This is a genomic window from Pseudomonas sp. CC11G (assembly GCF_056174845.1).
The window spans coordinates 316,231-341,107 of record NZ_JBWBZC010000005.1 but is presented as its reverse complement, the minus strand read 5'-3'; the positions used below and the strand labels follow the sequence as shown (position 1 = coordinate 341,107).

General features: G+C 61.8%; 7 protein-coding genes and 2 pseudogenes. 4 read left to right on the top strand and 5 right to left on the bottom strand.

Going from position 1 to position 24,877, the window contains the following annotated elements:
- Complete coding sequence (gene lapD, locus AC0V2S_RS09775; RefSeq protein ID WP_475509551.1) at positions 1 to 1,947, top strand: cyclic di-GMP receptor LapD; 1,947 nt, start codon at positions 1 to 3, stop codon at positions 1,945 to 1,947.
- Between the two features lie 642 nt (positions 1,948 to 2,589).
- Here lapD and AC0V2S_RS09770 read toward each other — a convergent pair.
- Positions 2,590 to 3,759, bottom strand: coding sequence for an integrase core domain-containing protein (locus tag AC0V2S_RS09770; protein ID WP_475508601.1), 1,170 nt, complete (start codon positions 3,757 to 3,759; stop codon positions 2,590 to 2,592).
- 239 nt (positions 3,760 to 3,998) lie between these two features.
- Positions 3,999 to 16,529 carry a retention module-containing protein gene (locus tag AC0V2S_RS09765; protein WP_475509550.1) on the bottom strand — a complete coding sequence of 4,177 codons (12,531 nt, stop codon included), beginning with the start codon at positions 16,527 to 16,529 and terminating at the stop codon, positions 3,999 to 4,001.
- 456 nt (positions 16,530 to 16,985) lie between these two features.
- Here AC0V2S_RS09765 and AC0V2S_RS09760 point away from each other — a divergent pair.
- The 3 genes and pseudogenes from AC0V2S_RS09760 (at position 16,986) to AC0V2S_RS09750 (ending at position 22,170) form a co-directional block, all read left to right on the top strand.
- Positions 16,986 to 18,340 (top strand): annotated as a pseudogene (locus AC0V2S_RS09760) (TolC family outer membrane protein).
- 291 nt (positions 18,341 to 18,631) lie between these two features.
- Positions 18,632 to 20,782, top strand: a complete 2,151-nt coding sequence (locus AC0V2S_RS09755; protein ID WP_475509586.1) for a type I secretion system permease/ATPase — start codon at positions 18,632 to 18,634, stop codon at positions 20,780 to 20,782.
- 30 nt (positions 20,783 to 20,812) lie between these two features.
- A pseudogene (locus AC0V2S_RS09750) lies at positions 20,813 to 22,170 on the top strand (HlyD family type I secretion periplasmic adaptor subunit).
- A 713-nt stretch (positions 22,171 to 22,883) separates the two neighbouring features.
- Here the strand turns inward: AC0V2S_RS09750 and AC0V2S_RS09745 are convergent.
- From AC0V2S_RS09745 to AC0V2S_RS09735, 3 genes are all read right to left on the bottom strand, one after another.
- Complete coding sequence (locus AC0V2S_RS09745; protein ID WP_475509549.1) at positions 22,884 to 23,504, bottom strand: glutathione S-transferase C-terminal domain-containing protein; 621 nt, start codon at positions 23,502 to 23,504, stop codon at positions 22,884 to 22,886.
- A gap of 226 nt (positions 23,505 to 23,730) precedes the next feature.
- Positions 23,731 to 24,132, bottom strand: a complete 402-nt coding sequence (locus AC0V2S_RS09740) for an ExbD/TolR family protein (protein ID WP_475509548.1) — start codon at positions 24,130 to 24,132, stop codon at positions 23,731 to 23,733.
- Positions 24,132 to 24,842 carry a MotA/TolQ/ExbB proton channel family protein gene (locus tag AC0V2S_RS09735; protein WP_475509547.1) on the bottom strand — a complete coding sequence of 237 codons (711 nt, stop codon included), beginning with the start codon at positions 24,840 to 24,842 and terminating at the stop codon, positions 24,132 to 24,134. The genes AC0V2S_RS09740 and AC0V2S_RS09735 overlap by 1 nt, the downstream gene beginning before the upstream one ends.
- Positions 24,843 to 24,877 lie beyond the last annotated feature (35 nt).

The following is a 24,877-nucleotide window of genomic DNA, read 5'->3' as shown; positions in this document are numbered from 1 at the left end:
ATGTCGTTACTCAAGCAGCTATTTCTCGCCATCTGCCTGTTCCTGGTGGTGGCCTTTACCGGCAGTTTCATCGCCAGCGTAGAAAGCTCGCGCGAGCAATTGCTCAGCCAGTTGCGCTCCCACGCCCAGGACGCTGCCACCGCCCTGGCGCTGTCGATGACCCCGCATATCGACGACCCGGCGATGATCGAGCTGATGGTCAGTTCCGTTTTCGACAGCGGCTACTACGCCACCATTCGCGTGGTGCGCGTGGACAACAACGAAACCATGGTGGAGCGCCGCACCACGACCACTGTCGACAACGTGCCGAGCTGGTTCGTCAAACTCATCAACCTGCAACCCGAAGGCGGCGACGCCATGATCATGCGCGGCTGGGACCAGGCCGCCCGCGTCGAAGTACTCAGCCATCCGCAATTCGCCCTGGCCAAGCTCTGGGACAGCGCCGTCGGCAGCGCCGCCTGGCTGCTGCTATGCGGGATCGTCAGCTCGATTCTCGGCGGCTGGCTGCTGCGCACCCAACTCAAGCCGCTGGACAACATGGTGCAGCAAGCCCATGCCATCAGCCGCCGCGAGTTCTTCACCCTGCCCCGCGTGCCGCGCACCCCGGAACTGAAACGGGTGGTGCTGGCGATGAACCAGATGGTGGAAAAACTCAAAACCCTGTTTGCCGAAGAGGCCGCGCGCAGCGAAAAACTGCGCGAAGAAGCCTACCAGGACACCCTCACGGGCCTGGCCAACCGCCGGTTGTTCGACATCAATCTGGTCAACCAACTCAGCGCCCACGAGCAGAACGCCGAGGGTTATCTGATCATGCTGCGGGTCAATGACCTGGGCGGCCTCAACCAACGCCTGGGCGGCCAGCGCACCGACGCCCTGATCGCCGCCATCGGCGACCAACTCAAGCGCCTGCTTGAACACCCGGACCGCAGCGACTGGCTGGCCTCGCGCAGCCGTGGCGGCGAGTTCACCTTATTGGCCCCAGGCCTCTCCGGCGAAGACGCCGACCGCCTGGCCCTGCAACTGATCGACGGTTTGGAAAGCCTGCGCCAGACCGGCGCCAGCGACGTCACACCAGTCGCTCACCTGGGCGTTGCCGCCTTCCGCCCGGGCGAGGAAGTGAGCGCCGTGATCAGCCGCGGCGACCAGGCCCTGGCGCAGGCGCAAAGCAACAGCGCCAAGTTCTGGGAACGCCTGGACGACTACAACTCGGCGCCCACCCAAAGCCTCAACGACTGGCGCGGCTGGATTGACGAGGCGCTTAACAAAGGCAAGCTCGAGCTGTATTTCCAGCCGGTGGTGGACTGCGCCGACAGCCGCCACGTGCTGCACCACAAAGTGCTGGCGCGGCTGATCGATCCGCAGGGTGAAGCGATTGCCGCCGGGCGTTTCCTGCCGTGGATCGAACGCTTGGGTTGGACCGCGCGGTTTGATATCGCGATGGTGAAACATGCCCTCGCCCACTTGGCGGCGCATCAGCAGCCGATTGCCTTGAGTCTGTCGGCGGCCACCTTGCGTGAGGCCGAAGCGCAGGCGCAGTTGATTGCACTGCTCAAGGAAAACACCGCGCATGCCGCGTTGATGACGCTGGAAGTGGACGAGCGTCATCTGCCGCCACCGGCGGAGTTGGAGCGGTTGAGTCAGGCGGTGCATGCCGCTGGGTTTAATCTTGGGCTGCAGCATTTTGGTGGGCGGTTCAGTTTGATTGGCAACCTCACGCACCTTGGGTTGGCTTATCTGAAGGTGGATGGCACGTATATTCGGGCTATCGATCTGGAGAGCGATAAACGGATGTTTATTGAGGCGATGTTTCGGGCCACCAATAGCATTGATTTGCCGTTGATTGCGGAGATGGTTGAGACCGAGGGTGAGCTTACGGCGCTTAAGGAGTTGGGGATCAAGGGGGCTATGGGGCGGCTTATTGGGGCGCCGGCGCCTTGGGTTGCATGAAGGTAGTTTTTATATCGCGGTCTTATTCGTTACCGCGTGTGCTGGGCGTTTTGTTTCGCGCCTTACGCGCGAGTTTCTTTTTCCAGTCGCCGAAAAAGAAACCAAAAAGGCTTGCCCCCACCTGGGGTTTTCACTGCGTGAAAACTCCCGTCGCTACGTCGCTGCTCCAGGGGCCGGGCTGAGGGCCATCCATGGCCCCATCCCTCTGCGCGGCTCCCGGCCGCTACGACCCCTTACGCAACGACTACGCTCGGCCTGGCGCTAAAGGGGCGGGTAAATCAAAAGCGGTAGATCAAGATCAAAGGCCCCTCTCCCCCGGCCCCTCTCCCGCACGCGGGCGAGGGGTGACGTAGGGCGAAAACCACACTTCGATCAGCCCCCTCTCCCGCTTGCGGGAGAGGGTTGGGGAGAGGGGCCTTTGATCTGGCTTTTGATCTTGATCTGCCCGCCCCTTGAGCGCAGGCCGAGCGGAGTCGTCGTGGAAGGGGTTGAGCGGCCGGGAGCCGCGAAAGGCGTGAGGGCCATGGATGGCCCTTCTCGCCGGCCCCTGGAGCGGCGACGTAGCGAGGGAAGTTTTCACGCAGTGAAAACCCAAGGTGGGGGCTTGTACGAGACAACCACATGGGTAACAAAAGTGTTCAGTCACATGGGTGACACTTTCAAGGATAGATATCCATCCTTCTGCTCCCTTTCGTCCAGCCTACCGATCACTACCGGGCCGAAATGTATGGCCCAAAGATCATCGCCAATTTGCTCCAGCCCAACTAGCTCGTGCTTCAACAGGTGCCCCACATAGATGCGCATGCCGTGCCGATTGATGATTCCGCTGCAGTCGGCACGGTGTGGTTCGACATAGCCAGGATAGGCCGGCTCCGGCAACCGTTCAGGGTATGGGCGTGGCGAACTCTGGTAGTGCGATTTGGGCGTGCTCTGGTTTAGCGCTTCGTGCGGCCGCTGCTCATTGTAGTTGTGACGAAACAGGTCGAACTGCTTTTGCTGCTCTGCCATATGCGCAGAACAGGGGTGAGTGACGGCGCGTTTCAACGTGCGATGCATGCGTTCGTGGCGCCCATTCTGTTCGGGGCGACCAGGTGCTATTCGCTCAGGAATGATGCCCAGCCGTAACCACCAAATGGACAATTGGCTTAGGCCGGTTTTGCCAGCGCTGGCGAAAGGGGTTCCGTTGTCTGTTCTCAGGCGCGAAGGTAATCCGTAGCAGCGAAACAGGTGTTCAAAAGCCGACTGGGTTTCCTTCAATCGCGTGCCAGACATGCCTTCGCAAGCCAGCAGAAAGCGGCTGGCGTGATCCATCACCGTCAACGGATAACACCACTTCCCGTCCTGAGTCAGGAATTGGCCTTTGTAGTCGGCGCTCCAGAGTTCATTAGGTTCGTTGGTGGATTTAAGCGGCTTTGGATAGCTGGGCACCCGCTTACGAAGCCGGCGGGGCGTGACCAACCCCGCCTGCTTAAGGATGGTGTAGATCGTGGTCCGGGAAGGACTCTGCCCAGGGTATCGCTGCTCCACCAGTGCCTGGATCTTCTTCGGTCCCAGCTCAACGGCAGATCGGCGCCTCAGATCGAGGATGTATTCACGAATAACAAAGGGGGTGCACACCTGTTCGCGGCGGCGGCGACTTTGCTCAGCCAACCCCTCCATACCGGCTAGGTTGTAGCGTTCCACCCACTTGTAGCCGGTCTTTCGACTGATGCCGAAGTGCTCGCACAACGCAGTGAAGCTGCTGACCTGCCTGAGGTAGTCAGCAATAAACAACACTTTCTCGTCCATAGGTTTCAGTTCTCGCCACGGCATGGGGCACCCTCCTGAGGAGACCCCACTAGGTTAAAAACTGTTACCCATGTGGTTGAACTGATTTGTTACCTATGTGGGTGAGTCGTACCGGCTAGACCTTTTGGCTTCTTTTGGGGCAATGCCAAAAGAAGCTCGCGCGTAAGGCGCGAAACAAAAACTCCCAGCACACGCGGTAAAGAAGACCAATACCTATCCAAAAAAAGGCCCGCCAAAAGACGGGCCAAGTCAGGAACAACCGTCTAAACGGTATCAGTCTTCAACGCATGATCACTGATCATCCCGTTAATCACCGTAGCCGCATCAGTACTGCCGTAAGTAGTCGCCAAATTCACCCCACTCAACGTCACATCCTGCGCCGCAGGCCCACCCGCCGTCGTAGCAATATGCAACGTAGTGCTAGCCCCAAAACTGAAGCTCAGGTAGTCATCCAACGCCGTGCCGGTTTGCGTCACCCCGGAGAGCAACTGCGACAGATCCAGCACATCCGCATTGGCCCCGCCATTGGCATGGTCGACCACAAAGTCGGTGATGGTATCGGTACCACCGCCCAACCCGCCTTTCTCCCAGATGAAGGCGTCTTTACCAGCCCCACCCGTCATGGTGTCTGCACCCAGCCCACCGACCAGGAAGTCAGCCCCGCCGCCACCGTTGATAGTGTCGTTACCCGCCCCGCCATAGAGGTAGTTGCTGTTGTTGTCGCCCGTCAGGGTGTCGTTGTAGTCCGAACCAATCAGGTTTTCGATGCTGCTGAAGCTATCCGACAGCCCGCCAGATCCCACCGCCAGCCCCGGGGTTTCGGCATGGTTGGTGGTGAGGTTGGCCACCACCGCACTGTGGGCGTCGACGTAGCTCGCGGTGTCCACCCCGGCGCCGCCGATGAGCATATTGGTGCCCGAACCACCGGCAAGAATGTCGTTGCCGTTACCACCGTCCAAGGTGTCGTTGCCACCCAGGCCTATCAGGATGTCGTTGCCGTCGCGCCCTTGCAGGATGTCGTTGGCACCGTCGCGACCGAGCAAAATTTCGTCGCGGAATGTGCCCTCCAAGGTGGTTTCACCGGCTTGCCCGCGATCAATCGTTACCACCGAGGTATCCAACGCATGCACGCCATCGATGGAGGCGGTGTAGGTGAAGCTACCGCCGTCTTTGGCACTGGGGCTTTCTTCGTTGAATACCGGCACTGTGGCGTCGTGGGTGACGGTGCCGTCCACCCCGTTGCCCGAGGCGATGATCGACAACAGGTTGTGGCTCGGCCCGGTGTCATTGGCCAACAGGGCCCAGGCCGGAATGCTGATGTGGTCGATGCCGGACTGGGCATCGGCATTGGTCAGCACCAGGTCGTCACGCACCACCATCGGTGCCTGGCTGGCGCTGATGGCGATGTTCAGGGCCGCGCTGGCGGTGTCGCCATCGAGGTCGATCAGGGTGAACAGAATGCTCGCCGCAATCGCCGTGCTCACCATGCTTGGTGGGGAGTACGAGTACGCGCCGGTCGCCACATTTACCGCCAGGCTGCCGCCGGCACTGAGGCCGAAGCTGAGGATGCCGCCACTGTAGGTGTAGGTGCCGCCGCCGGTGGCCGTCACGCTGTTGAGGGTTTTGTCGTAGGTGTAGGTTTTGCCATCCACAGTCAGCGAGCGCACATAACCGCCGTCAGCGCCGAAGCTGCCGCCGGTGGTGAGGTTGCCGTTGAGTGGTGAGGCTTGAGCGGTGCTCACCAGCACTTGAGTCAGGTTGTTGAGATCCGTCACCACGGTGCCGTTGGTGTTACCACCGCCAGCTGTTCCGTTATAGGCAATCGGGTTCAGCTCGGTGAGGCTCACGTTGGTGCCCATGCCCAAGGCATACGCCCGCACGTTGTTTGCGGTGAGGAAGTTGATCCACGCCTGCTCTTCGGAAATCCCGGCGCCCCCGGTCGGCCAGTTGCCCGAGCTGTTGGGGCCTGTGGAAATACCCGAATCATTGGTTGGCGCATTCGGCGCACCGTCGGAAAGGAAGTACGCCACGTTCTGCACATTGGCGCCGGCCACCTTGCCGCCGTCACTGCCGGTCTGGCCATAGGCGGCAATCGCCTTGATCAGCGCGTCATCGTAGTTGGTGGTATCGGTCGGCTGCAGCGCCAGAATGGCGGCCTTCGCGTCGGCGATGTTCACCCACACTTCCTGCACGGTGGCGGTGGTCGAGAACGACACCACACTCACCTTCACCTCACCCAGCGCGTCGTACTGCTCGAACACTTCCAGCAGCGCGTTTTTCGCGATCTGCATGCGGGTCATGGTGCCGACCCCGGCGCTTTCACCCATGCTCCCGGAGTTGTCCAGAATGATCATCAGGTTGGTATTCAGCGCCGTGGACGCCTGGCCGCTCTGGCTGATGTTGGCCGCCGTTGGCGCATCGTCGCGGAAGCTGATGGAGTTGCCCAGGTTCAGCGTGGTGCTGGCCGAGTCACCGTCGTGGTCGATCACGGTGGCCACCAGTTGCACTAGGTTGGCAGCACTGAGGCCAACCGCCTGATCCGGCCCGGCATTGGGCAGGTGCAGAATAGAGCGGTCCTGATTGAGCGTGACCTCGCCAGTGGTGGCATTCACCGAGAGGGTGAACGACACCGCCCCGCTGCTGCTGCCCACTTTGCCGACGATGTTGTTGCCATCCTGGTACAGCAGAATAGTGCTACCGGTGGCGGAGTCTTTCAGGCCGCTGTCGGCACCTGTGCCGCTTACTTTCAAGCTGTAGCTGGTGGAGCCCGCGCCATCGGCGCCGTACTGGCTGGTGAAGGAGCTGGCGAAGCTGCCGCTGCCGTTGAGGCTCAGGTTGCTTTCGTCCACTTGCACCAGCGCTGGTGTGGCGTTGCTCAGCGACACCGTTGGTACATCGTCTTCGATCTGCACCAGGAAGTTGCCGGCCAGGGTCAGCGGGTTACCCGCCCCCGCGCCGCTGGCTTGCAACAGGCTGGCGAAGTTGAGGGTTAGCGCTTCCGTGTCGTCGCCATTGGCCAGTGGGTGGTCCAGTGGCGCCTTGAGGGTGAAGGTGTAATTGCCGCTGGCCTCCACTTTCAGGGTGAACACCTCGGTGCTGCCGGCCTTGGCGGTCAAGGTGTCGCCCACCACGCTGTACACCACTGCCACGCCGTGCGAGGTCGCCGCCGCCAGACCGCTGGTGTTGGTGCCCAGGCTGAACACGCCGGTAGCCGGGCCAACGACCAGATCGTTGAGGTTGCCGGTGGCCACGGTGTTGAAGGCATCGCCATCGGTCACGCCGCCAGGCAGTTCGTCTTCGTCGACCCGCGCAATAACCGGCGCGGAGTCTTCCACGAAGACCGTAAGGGTGGCCGAGGATGGATCGCCGTCATGGTCGATGATGGTGTATTTAAAGCTTTCCACCTTGTCGCCCACCACCGTGGTGGGTGCGATGTAGCTCCAGGCGCCGGTACTGAAGTTGAACGACAGCTTGCCGCCTTCGGCCGTGGCGATATTGCTCAGCGAGTTGCCACTGATGTTCGTGCCCGAGCCGCTTGGGTCGATGGTGTTTACCCCGTCCCAGGCGTAGGTGATGCCGTTGATTTGAATCGACTGGATATGCCCCGGGCCGTCGGCGCCGTAGCCGTCGTCATCGCCACCGCCCACGGCGTTGTCATTGCCCAGCAGCACATTGCCAGTGATCAGGCCACCCGTGACTTGCGCCACCAGGGTGTTCACCAGGCTGCCGAAGTCGGCCACCAGAATCGGCGAGCCGCTGCCATCGACATCCACTTGCTGCAGGTGGGCCGTATCAATGCCGTCACCGATACCGATGGTGGTAACCGTGAGGTGGTTGCTGTTAACGAATGCATTCCACTCGGCGGCACCGGCCGTTGTCAGCGAGTTGCCGCCAGGCCCGGTGTTTTCGGTGGGGTTGCCGTCACTGATAAAGAACACCTGGTTGCTGGCCCCGGCAAGCGGGGTGAAGTCGGTAACCACCCGGTGCACCGCCTCGGTGAAGTCGGTGTTGCCGCCATACGGCCGAGTGCCGCCGGTAGCCGGGTTGAGCTGGTCGATCTTGGTCGCGAAGTCGGCGTAGTTATCAAAGCTGGGGAACGCCGACGCGCTGCCGGAGAACGCCACGATCTGCGCATGCACATCGCCGCTGGTGCCGTTAAACAGCGCTTGAGCAGCAGCCTTCACCGCCACCAGCATCTGGTTCAGCTCGGTGTCACTGATGCTGCCGCTGAAGTCGAGCACAAACACGGTGTTGAAGTTTTGCCCCTGGGCTTCCTGCACCACGGCCTGATCGGATTTGGCCAGCGGGGTGTCATCGTCGACGTTGATATTCAGGCTGCCGGTGGCCTTGTCGCCGTCCTTATCGGTGACTTGATACGTCAGGGTAAAGGGTTGATTGTTTTCGCTGTTGCCATCGGCATGGTCGATGGGTGCGTTCTGCACCACGTTGTACGCACCGGTCGCGCTGTTGAGGTTCACGGTCAATACCGTGGTCGCGCCCTGTTTTACCAGCAGGTTGGTGCCGGAGGTTTCATAGGTGAAGCCGCTCGGTGCGCCGTTGGTGAGCCAGGAAACCGACCCTGTGCCATCGGCACCAAAGCTGTGGCCGAGGGTGCCGGAGGCATTCGCCGAATCCACGTCATCGCCAATCCCGCTGGCGTTGCCGCCGGCCAGCGCGTCGTCGTCGAGCAACACGGTCGCGTTGCTGGTAACGGCCGGGCCGTCGTCTTTGAAGCTGATGGCGTTGCCCAGATTGAGGCTCGCGCTGCTGCTGTCGCCGTCACCGTCGGTCACGGTCGCCACCAGTTGCACCAGGTTCGCGGCACTCAGGGTCGCGGCCTGATCGGCGCCGCTATCGGGGGTGTGCAAGATGGCGCGGTCCTGGTCCAGGGTGACCACACCGCTGGCATCGACACTGACGGTAAAGACCGTCAGGGCGCCGACCTTGCCGACGATGCTGCTGCCTTCTTTGTACAGCAGGATGTCATTGCCGGTGGCGCTGTCTTTGAGCCCGCTATTGGCGCCGCTGCTGCTGATATTCAGGCTGTAGGTGGTGGTGCCTGCGCCGTCAGCGCCGTACTGGCCGGTGAATGAACCGGAGAAGTCATGGGTGGCGTTCAGCGCCAGGTTGGTTTCGTCCACCTGCAAAGCGGCCGACGTCGCATTGCCGACCGCGACGGTCGGAATGTCGTCCTCGATATGCACCAGGAAATTACCGGCCAATGGCAGCGGATTAACGCCGTCGGTGGCCTGCACAATGCTGGCGAAGTTGAGGGTCAGCAGTTCGTTGTCGTCGCCACTGTGCAGTGGATGGTCCAGCGGGCCTTTGAGGGTGAAGGTGTATTCGCCGTTGCTGTTCACCTGCAAGGTAAACACCTGCGCTCCGCCGGCACCGGCCGTGGCCGTCAGGGTGTTGCCTACCACGCTGTACACCAGCGCTACGCCATGGGACGTAGCCGCGCCGAGGCCACTGGTGTTGCTGCTGAGGCTGAACTGCGCGGTGCTGCCGGCAGCGCTAAGGTCGGCCAGGCTGCCGGTGGCGATGGTGTTGACGCTGTCGCCGTCGGTAATACCGCCAGGCAACTCGTCTTCGTCCACCCGCGCCACGATCGGCGAGGCGTCGTCTACGTACACCGTGAGGCTCGCCGACGACGGATCGCCGTCATGGTCCACGATGGTGTAGGTGAAAGTTTCCACCTTGTCGCCTGCGGATTCGGGCGCGCTGTAGCTCCAGGCACCGTTGCTGAAGTTGAACGAGAAGCTGCCGCCCTGCGCGGTGGCCACGTTAGTCAGCTGGCTGCCGCTGGCACTGATGCCGTCCCAGCTGTAGGTGACGCCATTGACCACGATGGACTGGATATGGCCCGCACCATCGGCGCCATAACTGTCGTCGTCGCTGTTGCCGGCCACCCCGTCGCTGCCGCTGAGTACGTTGCCGTTCACGAAGCCGCCGGTTACCTGATCCACCAGGGTGGTGATCAGCCCGCCAAAATCGTCCACCAGAATCACTGTGCCCTTGCCATCCACATCCACCTGTTGCAGGTGAGCGGAGTCGATGCCGTCACCGATGCCGATGGTGGTCACGTTGAGGTGGTGGCTGGCGACAAACGCATTCCACTCGGCCGCCCCGGCGCTGGTCAGCGAACTGTCCCCAGGCCCGGTGTTTTCGGTGGGGTTGCCGTCACTGATAAAGAACACCTGATTGCTGACCCCGGCAATCGGGGTGAAGTCAGTGACTACGCGGTGCACGGCTTCGGTGAAGTCGGTGTTGCCGCCATACGGGCGGGTGCCGCCGGTGGCCGGGTTGAGCTGGTCGATCTTGGTCGCGAAGTCGGCGTAATTATCCACGCTGGGGAACGCCGACGCGCTGCCGGAGAACGCCACGATCTGCGCATGCACATCGCCGCTGGTGCCGTTAAACAGCGCTTGAGCAGCAGCCTTCACCGCCACCAGCATCTGGTTCAGCTCGGTGTCACTGATGCTGCCGCTGAAGTCGAGCACAAAGACGGTGTTGAAGCTCTGGTCCTGCGCCACTTGCACATGGGCCACGTCGTTTTTCGCCAGCGGGGTGTCGTCGTCGACGTTCACCTGCAACGTGCCATTGGCCTTGTCGCCGTCCTTGTCGGTGACCTGGTAGTTGAAGGTAAAGGCCTGGTTATTTTCGTTGTCGGCGTTGGCGTGATCGATGGGGGCGTTCTGCACCACGTTGTACGCGCCGGTGCTGCTGTTCAGGCTCACGGTCATCACCGTGCTGCCGCCCTGCTTCACCAGCAGGTTGGTGCCCGAGGTTTCATAGGTGAAGCCGCTAGGCGCACCCGTGGTCAGCCACTGGATCGAACCTGCGCCATCGGCGCCGTAGTTATGCGCCAGGGTGCCGGCAGCATTGACCGAGTCGGCGTCGTCACCCACTCCGCCAGGAATGCCATGGGCCAGGGCGTCGTCATCGAGCAGCACCACGCCATTGCTGGACACACTGGGGCCGTCGTCTTTGAAGCTGATCACCTGGCCGAGGTCTACCGAAGCGGTGGCAGAGTCGCCGTCGCCATCCACCACGGTGGCACCCAGGCTGATATGCCCAGCCCCCAGATAGGCAGCTTCGTCAGGGTCCAGGGTTGGATGCACGATGCTGCGGCTCTGGTCGAGCGTCACGGTGCCGCTGGCATCCACGGTCACGGTGAAGGACACAGCACCGGCAGCGCCGCCGACACGGCCGACCACCGCACTGCCCTCTTTGAACAGCAGGATCGCCTGCCCGGTGGCGGTATCCAACAGGCCCGAATTGGCGCCGGTCACGTTTAGCCCGTAAGTCTGGCTGGCCAGGCCATCGGCGCCGGCCTGCACGTTGAACACGCCGCTGAAGCTGGCGTGGGCATCAACCGCGAAGTTGCTTTCATCCACCTGCAATTGCACCGACGAGCCCCAGGTGACATTGGTGGCCACGTCGTTGTAGTCGTAGTCAGACGCCAGAGTGAGGTCTTCCCAGTTCTGGTTGCCGGCGTTGCCGGTGTCCTGCAGGTGCGAGCCGCCCGGATTGAGGGTGGCGTCGTTGAACAGCACGTTGGCACCGTCCGAACCCACCAGCGGCACGCCGCCTACGGAGGCGACCCAGGCGGTGCCCACCTGGCTGAAGGTGACCGTCGCGCCGTTGATGAGGCCGGCGTTATTGGTCGCGCCATTGGGGATGATAAAGAAGCCGGTGTGGGCCGGGTCCAGACCGCTGATATCGGCGGTATCGCCCACGCTCTGGTTGTGCACGTTGGCCCAAATGATTTTGCCGTCTACCGGCGTGCCGTCATCGGCCTTGATGTAATAGCCGTAGCTATTGCTGTAGCCGGCGCTGGTGCCTTCGAAGGTTACGAACGAACTGCCGCCCAGATCAGAGGCCTGAATGGTCGGGCTATCGTCGTCGATGTTCACCGCAATGGTGCTGGAGACGGCGTCGCCATCCTTGTCGGTGACGGTGTAACCGAGGTTGAGCTGGATGTTGTCTTCGGTCGTGGTGTCCGGGTGCATCAAGGGCTGCAGCAGGCTCACCACGTAGGCGCCGGTGGCCGGGTTCAAACTCACGGTCATCAGGTCGCCACGGGCGGAACTGATGGTCAGCGTATTGCTGCCGGCATTCCACACCGAGCTGACGGTTTCCGTGCCCAGGGTGGTCGGGCCGGTCAAGGCAATGCTTTGCAGGCCATCGGCGCCGGCGTTATAGCTCAGGGTGCCAGTGGTGCTGGTGTTGGCCCCCGCCACATCGCCTGGGCCGCCGTTGATGCCGCCTGACAGCCCTTCATCGTCGAGCACCGCAATCGCCGTGCTCGGCGCCGCCGTTGGTGCGTCATCGTGGAAGCTGATGGCATTGCCCAGATCAAGGCTGGCGCTGCTGCTGTCGCCGTCTTTGTCGGTGATGGTCGCGGTCACCTTGATCAGGTCGGCGGCCAGGCCGGAGTCCTGATCCGGCCCGGTGTCCGGGCTATGGATAATTGCCAGTTGCTGGTCGAGGGTCACCTCGCCAGTGGCGCTGTTGATCGACACCACAAACGACGTAGCGCCAGCGGCCCCGCCTACCTTGCCGACAATATCGTCGCCCACTTTGAACAGCAGAATATCGCTGCCGGTGGCGGTGTCTTTCAGCCCGCTGTTGGTGCCATCAGGTGCCGCCGTGAGGGTGTAGGTCGTGCTGCCGGCGCCATCGGCACCGTAGTTGCCGGTGAAGTTGACGCTGTAATTGGTATGCGCATCGATGCCCAGGTTGGTTTCATCCACCACCAGGCTGCCCACGGAACGCTCGCCGACACTGATGGTCGGCGCATCGTCGAGGAAACTGATGTGATCGCCGATATTCAGGCTGGCCGTGCTGGTGTCGCCATCCTTGTCGGTGATGGTGGCACTCAGTTGAATCAGGTTGGCCACCAGACCGCCGGTGGACTGGTTCGGGCCGGCTTCCGGGGTGTGCTCGATAGCGCGTTGCTGGTCGAGGGTCACAGTGCCGGTGCCGGCATCGACGGTGACCTTGAAGGAGATGGCACCCGAGGCGTCGCCGACCCGGCCGATAATCTCGCCGCCTTCCTTGAACAGCACAATGGCCGTGCCCGTGGCCGTGTCCACCAGGCCGCTGTCGGCACCGGCGGCGCTGACGTTGAGGTTGTAGACGATGGCACCGGGACCGTCGGCCCCAAAACTTTCGCTAAACGCGCCACTAAAATCGGCACTGTTGTCGGTGGCCAGGAAGGTTTCGTCCACTTGCAAGAACGGCAGCTGGCCTTCGCCGGGGGTGATAACGGGCGCATCGTCATTGAAGGTGATCGCGCTGCCGATATTGAGCGAGGCGGTGCTGCTGTCGCCGTCCTTGTCGACGATGGTGGCGCTGAGCTGAACGAGGTTGGCGACCAGGCTGCCGCTCGGCTGGTTCGGCCCGGTATCCGGGCTGTGTTCCAGGGCGCGTTGCTGGTCGAGGGTGACCACGCCGGAAGCATTCACCGACACGGTGAAAGAAACGGCACCAGCCTGGCTGCCTACGTGGCCGACGATTAGACCGCCCTCTTTGTAGAGCACAATCGCATCACCACTGGCAGTGTCCACCAGGCCACTGTTGGCCCCGGCAGCGCTGACATTCAGGTTGTAGGTGATGGTGCCGGCGCCATCGGCACCGAAGCTCGACGTAAAGGCGCCGCTGAAATCACCCGAGGCATCCACCCCCAGGTTGGTTTCATCGACCACCAGGGTCACCCCTTCGAAGCTGCCGGCGCTGATGCTCGGGCCGTCATCACGGAAGCTGATTACGCCACCCAGATCGAGGGTGCCGGTTGCGGTATCGCCGTCGTTATCGGTGGCGGTCGCCACCAGATTGACGTGGCCAACGCCAAGGAAATCGACATCGTCGGGGTTGCTGCCATCGGCATGCACTACGGCGCGAATCTGATCGAGGGTCACCTTGCCCGTGGCGTCGACAGCCAGAGTAAACACCAGGTCGCCAGTACCGTCGGTGCGGCCTTCAATCACCCCGCCGTTGAGGCTGAGCAGCACGCTTTCACCGGTGGCGGTATCCACCAGACTGGTGGTGGAGGTCGTGCCCAGCGCCAAGTCGTAGGTCAGGCTTTGCAGGCCATCGGCACCCGGCTGCACGTTAAATGCGCCGCTGAAGTCGGCTGAGGCATTCACGTCGAGATGGGTTTCATCGACCTGCAACTGCAGGCCCGAACCGAAGGTGACATTGGTGCTGACGTCGTTGTAATCGAAGTCGGAGCCGTTGGTGAGGTCTTCCCAATCCTGGTTGCCAGGCCCGGAACCGTCGGCCAGATGCGAACCACCGGGGTTGAGCGTGGCATCACTAAAGAGCACGTTGGCACCATCGGAACCCACCAGCGGCACGCCGCCCACCGAGGCAACCCACAGGCCGCCCACTTGGCTGAAGGTGACTTCCGCGCCATTGGCCAGGCCCGCGTTATTGCTGGCGCCGTTGGGGATGATAAAGAACCCGGTGTGGCTGGGGTCTACGCCGCTGATATCGGCGGTCTCGCCTGCGGTCTGGTTATGTACGTTGGCCCAGATGATCTTACCGTCGACTGGCGTGCCATCGGCGGCTTTGACGTAGTAGCCGTAGCTGTTGTTGTAGCCGGCGCTGCTGCCTTCGAAGGTGACGAAGGAGCTGCCGCCGAGGTCAGCGGTCTGGATGGTCGGGCTATCGTCGTTGATGGTGACAGTGAGGTTGCCGCTGGCTTGGTCGTTATCGCCATCGGTAACCGTGAAGCCGACATTGAGGGTGATGTTGTCCTCGGTGTTGGCGGTTTCATGCATCAGCGGTTGCAGCAGGTTCACGGAATACGCGCCGGTGGCGGTATTGGTGAGTTCCACGGTCATCAGCGCGCCACGGGCGGAGCTGATGGTCAAGGTGTTGGTGCTGGCATCCCAGGTGGACGTGACGGTCTCGCCGCCTAGGGTGGTGGGGCCAGTGAGGGCCACGCTTTTCAGGCCATCGCCGCCGGCGGCGTAGTCGAGGTTGCCGCTCACGGTGGTGGCTGCGCCCGGCACATCGCCAGGGCCGCCGTTGATGCCGCCGCTCAGGCCATCTTCGTCGAGCACCACAGCAGCCGTGACGTTTCCGGCCACTGGCACATCGTCTTCGATGTCGATGGTGAACAGCCCATTGGCCGTATCAAAACCCACCACCGGGTCGCCGTCGAAATCGGTGGCGGTCAGCAGGTGGGTGAAGTCGATGCCGAGAATTTCGCCGTCGCCAAAGAGCTCGCCGTCATTGCCGTCGGCAATCGGGTGGTCGAGCGGGCCTTGCAGGGTAAAGCTGAAGCTACCGTCGGCGCCTACCTGCAACGTGAATACGTCATAGCCGGGCACGCTGGCGGTAAGCGTGGTGTAGCTGCCATCGCCTGCCACGGTAACTGTGAATTCCAGTGCCACGCCGCCGGAGGTCAGGCCTTGGGCCTGCATCAGGGTATTGGCGGTGGCGGTATTGACCAGGCCGAAACTGCCGATGCCATCAGCACCGAAATTCACCAGGCTGGTGAGCGAGCCAGGACCGGCTTCAAAACTGGCATGCACGGTTTGCGCTGGGTCGTTATCGGAACCTTGCGGATCGCTGTCTTCGTTGTTGCCCTCGTAGGGCGCGTTCAGTGGCGGCTCGGCCGGCAATGCCAGCAGCGTGGGGCCGTCACCTTCGCCTTTTGGTGTTTGGGTCAGGGCATCTTCATGCACGGTGCCGCCTACATGGGGGAACGCCTGCACGCTGACTTGGTCGCCATTGCCCTCGCCTTCGCCTTGGAAGTTCACCAGCTCCGGGCTGTCGTCGTTGACGCTCACGGCCAGGTTGCCGGTGGCCGGCGTGCCGTTGCCATCGGTGATGGTGTAGCCGAGGTTCAGGTTGAGGGTGTCTTCGGCGCCGGCTACCGGGTGGTCCAACGGCAGCTCAAGCTGGAAGTTGTACTCACCGGTAAGCGGGTTGGTGTTGGTGGCGGTAAACACCACCGGGCCATCGGCGCTGCCCTGGTGGGCAGTGAGGGTCAGGCCATCAGCGCTGATCACCGCAATGAGTGGCAGGCCGTGGGAGCTGAGGGCGGACAGATCCACCGCATTCCAGGCAAAAGTGCCGGGGCCATCCAGGCCGTAGTTGTAACCCAGATTGCCGCTGAGGCCGGTAGGCACACCCAGCACGTCGTCACCGTAGGCGCTGCCTTCGATGCTGCCCGGCAGGCCGCCGTCTTCGTCCAGGGCAATGGCCGTGGAGCCAGCAGCAGGGGCGTTGTCGACCGCGGCGGCTACCCGGTTGGCAGGTGGCTCGGGGTCTGGGAATTCTGGGCCGCGTTGCAGGCCTTCGGTAGGGAAACCAATCGTGGGGTCGACCGCACCACCGACCTCGGTCAGCAGCACAAAGGAGCGACCGCCACCGGCGCCGCCCGCGCCACCCGCACCGCCGGCACCTGGGCCTGCAGCAGTGGCTTCACCTTCTTGGGTCGGGTCGACGCCCGCCTCGATGGCGGCTTGCAGTTTTTCGACGTCGGTCAGTTCTTGCTGGCTGGGGGTCGCGGGCGCAGTGGGGTCTGCGGGGACGGGCGTGGCGCCATCGGAGTGGCCGGCCAGCAAGGTGGTATCCAGATTCAGGCTGCTGTCGCGGCCCAAGGTGAGTTCACCGCCGTTGGTCAAGGCCACGGCCACGGCGCCTGTCGCGCCCGTATCCAACTGCTCGCCGGCGTAAAGCCGGTCACCTTCGCTCAGCGCGCGTCGCGATCCATCGCTCGCTACCGCAAAGACCTCGCCGATTACCTTACTGACGACACCGATCAACGTAGCCATGATTCCTTCCTCACTACCGCGGCCGACCCATGTCGACACGCTATTTCAAAAGGGCCAAAAGCCTTTCAAAACCTGAGGAATACCGTGAACCCGCCGAAAGTTAGGCAGTGATGATTTACATCAAAAAGCCATGACGTCAAAAAAATATCGCCCTAGCCTGCTCGAACTACCAGCAGAATTCACCCCGTTCCAAACGCTCTAAATCAGCAATCAGCCATACTTGACAAGTCCCGCCGTGGTCAAAGACCCCGCAAAACGTGACCTGCAGGCAAAAACAATGTGCTCGTTCTCACATCTTGCATAAGATTGTTTATTCATAAGTCTTGTTCCAAAAATTTCTTAGCTTTGTCTAAAGATGTTCTTAGCTGGAATGTTACAAGCCTGAAACGGTCTAGTAGGCGCATAAGCCAATTTATTGGCATACACAACACAACACACACATCTGGAGAAGTACCCATGCCTGCACTAACGCCCCTGTGGAGTAGCGTGCTGCTGGCCTTGGTCTGCGCGAACGCGCAGGCCATGAGCCTGTCCGAAGCTATCCAAAGCACCATCGATACGCACCCCGAACTCCAAGCCAGCATCAATGACCGTCGTTCCAGCCTTGAACAAGTGGGCGTGGCCAAAGGCGGCTACCTACCGGCTGTCGATGTGATTGCCGGTTACGGCCGTGAGGAAACCGATAACCCCACCACCCGGGGGCTGACCGGCCACAACAAAGAACAGCTCACCTACGGCACCTCGCAACTGCGGTTGCGCCAGATGATTTTCGATGGCTTCAACACCCCAACGAAGTGGCCCGCACCGAAGCCGTGGTCGACTCGCGTGCGTATTACATTCAAGGCACCGCCGAAGACCTGGCCCTGCGCACCATCGAGGTGTACCTGGACGTACTGAAACGCCGCGAGATGGTGGCGTTGGCGAAAAACAACCTGCAGGCCCACCAACGCATGGGCGACCAGATTGGCCTGCGCAGCGAACGTGGCGTCGGCAGCGCGGCCGACACCGACCAGTCCGCCGCTCGCGTGGCCCTGGCTGCCAACAACCTGTACACCGAAGAAGTGAACCTGGCAGACGCCGAAGCCAACTTCTTCAGCGCCGTGGGCCGCATGCCCGACGAGCTGGAAGCCCCCGCTTCGATCAAAGGCCAGATTCCCGAAGACCTTCCCTCCGCGCGGCAAGTCGTGATCGACAACAACCCGCTGCTGAAATCGGCGCAGTCGGATGTGAACGCCGCCGAGAAACAATACGAAGTGGCCAAGTCGCCCTTCTACCCACGCTTCGATGCCGAGCTGGCCGCCAACGCCAACAACAACACCGCCGGCGAAGAAGGCCACGACAACTCCTGGCGTGCCGGCGTGGTGATGACCTACAACCTGTTCAACGGCACGCGCGACAAGCACAACCTGCAATCGGCGGCCTACAAGATCAACCAGTCGATGGACATCCGTAACAACGCCCTGCGGGTGATCAACGAAAACCTCTCACTGGCCTGGAACGCCCTGCAAAACGCCCGCCTGCAAACCCCCAAAGCGCGCGACTACGCCGACTACACCAAGCGCGTACGCATGGCCTACCAAGACCAGTTCGGCCTTGGCCAACGCACCCTGCTCGACTTGCTCGACAGCGAAAACGAGCTGTTCACCGCCAACCGCCGCTACGTAGAAGTGCGCTACACCGAGGAGTTCTCGATGTACCGCCTGCAATCGGCCATGGGCGACCTGCTGCGCCACCAAGGCACCGTGCTGCCGGCCGAAGCGACCGCCCTGAACGACGTGAAAAGCACAGCGCAACTGCCTGCGATGAAATAGCAAAGAGTTAGCCCACGGACCGAGGTCCGCCTTCGAGATACTGGATCCCAGCCTTCGCTGGGATGACGGAGTTGGACTGAGTTCCTCCGTCATCCCAGCGAAGGCTGGGATCCAGAAGATCCAGTCGAACGCGTACCTCCAGCAACCGTGAGGCGCATGCCTAGGCTGTATCAGCCCCAACAGTAGAAGTCCGGCGAAAAGATTGTCTGAACGCGTCTATAACGGCGTGTTCACACAGCAGTCAGCCGAGTTCTCAAGGTCTGAATCAGGAGTAGCGAGACTGTGACCACCATGGAAAGGACCGGCCCCTCCGGGGACCCGCGCTTGGACCACGACGACCCGTTGCTCGACGGGCTGTTGATTCTCTGCAACCTGCACAATTGCTCCGCCAGCCGCGGCAGCCTGAGCGCCGGTTTGCCCCTGCCCGAACAACGCCTGAGCCCTGACCTGCTCGCCCGCGCCGCCGCCCGCGCCGGCCTGCAAGCGCGCTTGCTGCGCCGCGAACTCAAGGCTATTTCCGGGCTAAACCTGCCGGTGCTATTGCTGTTCAAAGGCGGCCGCTGCGCCGTGCTGCGCGAATGGGGCCCGGATAACAAAGCGCTGATTCTGCCCAGCGAAGCCGAAGGCGGCGAGCAATGGGTGACGCGCGAAGAACTGCAAGAGGAATACGCCGGGCAAGCCCTGTTCGCCCGTCCCCGGCATGAACTCGAAGACGTCCGCAAACCGCTGGTTCCCCGTGTAGAAGCCTGGTTTCGCGACACTCTGAAACTGTCGCGCTGGCTGTACGCCGACGCCATTCTCGCCAGCCTGCTGATCAACATCCTGGGCATGATGGTGCCGCTGTTCGTGATGCAAACCTACGACCGCGTGGTGCCCAACCAGGCCACCGCCACCTTGTGGGTGCTGTCCATCGGCTTGCTGCTGGGCACCATTTTCGAACTGCTGCTGCGGGTGCTTCGCTCGCACCTCTTGGACGTCGCGGGCAAGAAAACCGACGTGGTGCTCTCGGCCACCCTGTTCGAACGCATCACCGGCATGGCGATGATCGCCCGCCCCGCCAGCATCGGCGGATTCGCCCAAAGCATTCACGACTTTCAGGGCCTGCGCGAGTTCCTCACCGCCGTGACCCTCACCAGCATCATCGACCTGCCCTTTGCGCTGCTGATGATCGTGGTGATCGGTTTGCTCGGCGGCTGGATCGTGATCATTCCGCTGCTGGCCTTCCCCATCACCATCGGCTTCGCCTTCATCATCCAGTCGCGGCTGCGCGACACCGTGCAGAAAAGCCTGGCCCTGGGCGCTGAACGCCAGGCACTGCTGATCGAAACCCTGAGCGGCCTGGAAACCCTGAAAGCCTGCAGCGCCGAAAGCGAGCGCCAGCACAAATGGGAAACCACCCACGGCGCCCTCACCCGCCTCGACGCCCACGCCCGCAACCTGTCGGCGCTGGCCACCAACGGCACCCTGTTTCTGCAACAGTTCTCCGGCATGGCCACCATCATCGCCGGCGTGTACTGCATCATCGACGGCAACCTGAGCGTCGGCGCCCTGGTGGCCTCGTACATGCTCGGCAGCCGGGTAATGGCGCCGCTGGGGCAGATTGCCGGGTTGATCACCCGCTACCAGCAAGCGCAGATCACCATGCGCAGCACCGACGCCATGATGGCGATGCCCCAGGAACGCCAAGCCAAACAGCGGCCCCTGGAACGCACCCACCTCAAGGGCGCGCTGGACATGCACAAAGTCAACTTCACCTACCCCGGCGCCAGCGCACCCGCGTTGGTCGGTGCCAGCCTGCATATGCACGCTGGCGAGCGCATCGGCATCATCGGCCGCAGCGGCTCGGGCAAAAGCACCTTGGCGCGGTTGGTGATGGGTTTCTACACCCCCGAAGAAGGCCAACTGCTACTCGACGGCCTCGACCTGCGGCAACTCGACGTTGCCGACCTGCGCCACCAGATCGGCTATGTCGCCCACGACCTGCCGCTGCTATCGGGCAGCCTGCGCGACAACCTCACTCTGGGCGCGCGTTACGTGAGCGATGCCCGCATGCTCGAAGTGGCGGAAATGACCGGCGTAAACGAGCTGGCCCGTTCCCACCCACAAGGCTTCGACCGGCCGGTGGGCGAACGCGGACAACTGCTTTCCGGCGGCCAACGCCAAGCCGTACTGCTGGCCCGCGCGCTGCTGCTCGACCCACCGATTCTGGTGCTCGACGAACCCACCAGCGCCATGGACAACGCCAGCGAAGAAGCCCTTAAAGCCAAGCTGCAACCCTGGGTACAAGGCAAGACCGTGCTGCTGATTACCCACCGCACCTCAATGCTCAGCCTGGTCGACCGCCTGATCGTGCTCGACAACGGACAAGTGATGGCCGACGGGCCGAAAGAAGCTGTCATCGACGCCCTGCGCAAAGGCCGTATCGGCCAGGCCTCGGTGTGATGTTCCCGCAGATTGCCTAACGGAAAAACCATGGACCTGAGCCAACCCCCACGCGGCTACTTCTCAAGCCTGCGGCAGAAAAAACAAGACACCGAATTTATGCCCGAGGTCGAGGGCACGGTGCGTGAAGACTCGCCCTGGCTGTCGCGCCTCACCTTGTGGGTGACCTGCGCCCTGCTGCTCACCGCGCTCGGCTGGGCGAACTTCGCCGTGCTCGACGAAGTGACCACCGGCGAGGGCAAAGCCATTCCCTCGAGCAAAGTGCAGGTGATTCAAAACCTCGAAGGCGGCATCGTCACCGAGATCTTCGTGCGCGAAGGGCAAATGGTGAACAAGGGCGACAAACTGATGCGCCTGGACGACACCCGTTTTCTCTCCAACCGCGGCGAAACCGAAGCCGACCGCACCGCGCTGGTGGCGCGAGTAGAACGTCTTTCCGCCGAAGCCGAAGGCCGCCCCATGCAGTTGTCGCCCGACATTCTGGAGAAAGCCCCACAGCTGGCCGCCGACGAACTGGCGCTATACAGCTCGCGCAAAAAACACCTGGAAAGCGAACAGCGCACCCTCAACGAACAGCTGCGGCAGAAGACCCAGGAGCTGGCCGAATTCCGCTCCAAGGAAGCGCAATACCGCTCCAGCCTGGGCCTGTTGCAACAGGAACTGAACATGTCTGAGCCGCTGGTGGGCACCGGGGCAATTTCGCCGGTGGAAATCCTCCGTCTGCGCCGCAGCGCCGTGGAAATTCGCGGCTCCATGGACTCGACGTCGTTGGCCATTCCCCGTGCGGTCGCGGCCATCGACGAGATCAAAAGCAAGATGCAGGAATCGGACTTGGCCTTTCGCTCCGACGCCTCGAAAGAACTCAACGAAAAACGCACCGAGCTACAGAAAATCACCGCCACCAGCGTGGCCATCGACGACCGCGTGACGCGTACTACGGTCGTCTCGCCGGTGCATGGGATTATCAAGACGCTGAAGATCAACACCATCGGCGGCGTGGTGCAGCCGGGCAGCGATATGCTCGAGGTGGTGCCGTTGGAAGACAACCTGCTGATCGAAGCCAAAGTGCGCCCGCAAGACGTGGCGTTTTTGCATCCGGGGCAGAGTGCGATGGTGAAATTCACGGCGTATGACTACACGATTTATGGCGGGCTAAAGGCCAAGCTGGAGCTGATTTCGGCGGATACGGTGACGGACGACAAGGGAATAGTTTTTATCTGATTCAGGTGCGGACCGATAAAAACCACCTGGGGACGGATGAGCATCCGTTGTTGATTATTCCGGGGATGGTGGCGAATGTCGGGATTGTGACCGGGCATAAGAGCGTGTTGGATTATTTGCTTAAGCCGGTGTTGAAGGCGCGGTCGGAGGCGATGCGGGAGCGGTAGGTTTTTCTTACGTAGGGTGAACGTATTCATTACCGCGTGTGCTGGGCGTTTTTGTTTCGCGCCTTACGCGCGAGTCACTTTTCTCAATCGCCAGAAAAGTAACCAAAAGCGCTTGCCCCTACCTGGGGTTTTCACTGCGTGAAAACTTCCCTCGCTACGTCGCCGCTCCAGGGGCCGGGCTGAGGGCCATCCATGGCCCCATCCCTCTCCGCGGCTCCCGGCCGCTACGACCCCCTACGCAACGACTACGCTCGGCCTGGCGCTAAAGGGGCGGGTAGATCACAAGCGGTAGATCAAAGGCCCCTCTCCCCCGGCCCCTCTCCCGCAAGCGGGCGAGGGGTGACGTAAGGCGAAAAACCCACTCCGATCGGCCCCCTCTCCCGCATGCGGGAGAGGGTTGGGGTGAGGGGCCGTTGATTTGCTGTTGATCTGGCTTTTGATCTTGATCTGCCCGCCCTTTGAGCGCAGGCCGAGCGGAGTCGTCGTGGAAGGGGTTGAGCGGCAGGAGCCGCGAAAGGCAAAGACGGGCCATGGATGGCCGCGTTTTGCCGACCCCTGGAGCGGCGACGTAGCGAGGGGAGTTTTCACGCAGTGAAAACCCAAGGTGGGGGCTAGACCTTTTGGTTACTTTTAGGGCAATGCTAAAAGTGACTCGCGCGTAAGGCGCGAAACAAAACGCCCAGCAAACACGGTAAAGAAGAAAAAACGCCAGCTTAAAACCCCTCAGCCACCAACGCCTGCTTAACCGCCGCCCGCTCTTTAAACGCCTCACGAAACTTAGCCAAAGCCTGCAGCTCGTCAAGCTTGCCCCCCACCCGCCCAGCCCACCCGGCGAACACACCGAGGTACGCATCAGCAATGGTGTACCGCTCCCCCACCAGAAACGGCGATCCCTGCAAGTGCCGATCAATATGCGCAAACGCCGCATAAAGCTGCTCCAACGCCTGCGCACGAATCCCAGGGTGGGCCCCCTCATCCGCGCTATACCGCTCCGGCCGATTCAACGGCCGAAACCCACCCACATGCACCTCAGACGCCAAATACCCAATCCAACTCTGAATCTGCGCCCGCTCCACACTGCCCACCGGAGCGAACAACGAAGTGGCCGGCTTCAGGTCCGCCAGAAACGGCAAAATCGCACTGTTCTCGGTAATGATCCGCCCATCATCCAACTGCAACACCGGCACCCGGCCCAGCGGGTTGATCTGGTGAATCGGCGAATCCGCCGAGCGCAATGCCACACGCTCCACCTGAATCGGCAAATCCAGTTCATGTACAACAACATGGGCCGCAAACGAACAGGCGCCGGGAGAGATGTAGAGGGTGGTGGTCATGGGGGGAGTTCCGAGGACTGTTCTAGGGTCCGGGCCCCGTGAAACGTAGCGAGCGAAGGGTAGGCAAGGCGAAAACGGGTGAACAAGCGGAGTTGGCTGTAGCCAATGAGCATTGTGAAGCCGTTTTCAACGCCGCCTAACCGAGCGCAGTAGTTTCACGGGGTCCGGGGACGAATAAAAGTGGCCGCCCTGCCCCTGCCTGAAGAAGGGCGACCGAAACTGGTTTCTAGCGCGCTGTAATCACCGACAACTTGGTAATCCCCGCCCGCTCAATCGAGGCCATGGCCTTGGCCACCTGGCCGTAGTCCACTTTCTCGTCGGCTTGCAGTTGCACGCGCAGCTCGGCGTCTTTGGCCTTGGCGGTTTCCAGGTTGCTTTGCAGCAGATCCAGTTGCACCTCGTCCTTGTTGATAAAGAACTTGCCGTCGCCGTCGATGCTCACCACCAGCGGATCTTTCTGCTCGACCGGCGCCACGGCTTCGGTCTTGGGCAGGTTGATCGGGATGGCGTTGGTCAGCAGCGGCGCGGTGACGATAAACACCACCAGCAGTACCAACATCACATCCACCAGCGGCGTTACGTTGATCTCGCTAAGGACTTCATCGCTGTCTTGTGTGGAGAAGGCCATTACGACGCCTCCTTCACTTTCTGCGCAGGGGCCGCTTTGCCGCCAGGCAGTTGAATCAGTTTGAACGCCGACTTCTGCGCCAGGCTGTAGAAGTCATGGGCGAAATCGTCGAGGTCGGCCGAGTTCAGTTTCAGGCGACGCAGGAAGTAGTTGTAAACCAGCACCGCCGGTACAGCGACAGCGATACCTACACCGGTGGCCACCAGAGCTGCACCGATAGGACCAGCCACAGTTTCCAGGCTGGCGGAACCGGCGGCGCTGATGCCTTTCAGGGCTTCCATGATGCCCCACACGGTGCCGAACAGACCGATAAAGGGCGAGGTGCTGCCGATGGAAGCAACCACGGCCAGGCCCGATTCCAGCGAACGGCGCTCACGTTGAATCTGCTGACGCAGGGCGCGTTCCAGACGGTCTTGATGGTTGATCGCCTGGCTCAGGTCTTGAGCGTTTTCGTTTACTTGAATGGCACCGAAACCGGCTTGGGCCACACGGGACACGGCGCCGGGCTGGGCATTTACCAACTCGGCGGCGCCGTCGAGGCTGGAGGCGCCCCAGAAGAGCTTCTGAAACTTGCGGTCCTGGGCCTTCAGGCGGCCGAACTGCAGCGCCTTCAACAGGGCCAGGCCCCAGGTCAGGACGGAAAAGCCAACCAACAGCCAGATAACCGCGGCTTCAATGGATTCGAGGGGGGATGTGGCCAGTAAGCTCATGGTTCGACTCTCTCTGTAAATTTGTAGTGACGCTT

Excerpts from the sequence above, each read along its gene's own strand:
- lapD (WP_475509551.1), top strand. The coding sequence starts at position 1 with ATGTCGTTACTCAAGCAGCTATTTCTCGCCATCTGCCTGTTCCTGGTG.
- AC0V2S_RS09770 (WP_475508601.1), bottom strand. The coding sequence starts at position 3,759 with ATGCCGTGGCGAGAACTGAAACCTATGGACGAGAAAGTGTTGTTTATT.
- AC0V2S_RS09765 (WP_475509550.1), bottom strand. The coding sequence starts at position 16,529 with ATGGCTACGTTGATCGGTGTCGTCAGTAAGGTAATCGGCGAGGTCTTT.
- AC0V2S_RS09755 (WP_475509586.1), top strand. The coding sequence starts at position 18,632 with ATGGAAAGGACCGGCCCCTCCGGGGACCCGCGCTTGGACCACGACGAC.
- AC0V2S_RS09745 (WP_475509549.1), bottom strand. The coding sequence starts at position 23,504 with ATGACCACCACCCTCTACATCTCTCCCGGCGCCTGTTCGTTTGCGGCC.
- AC0V2S_RS09740 (WP_475509548.1), bottom strand. The coding sequence starts at position 24,132 with ATGGCCTTCTCCACACAAGACAGCGATGAAGTCCTTAGCGAGATCAAC.
- AC0V2S_RS09735 (WP_475509547.1), bottom strand. The coding sequence starts at position 24,842 with ATGAGCTTACTGGCCACATCCCCCCTCGAATCCATTGAAGCCGCGGTT.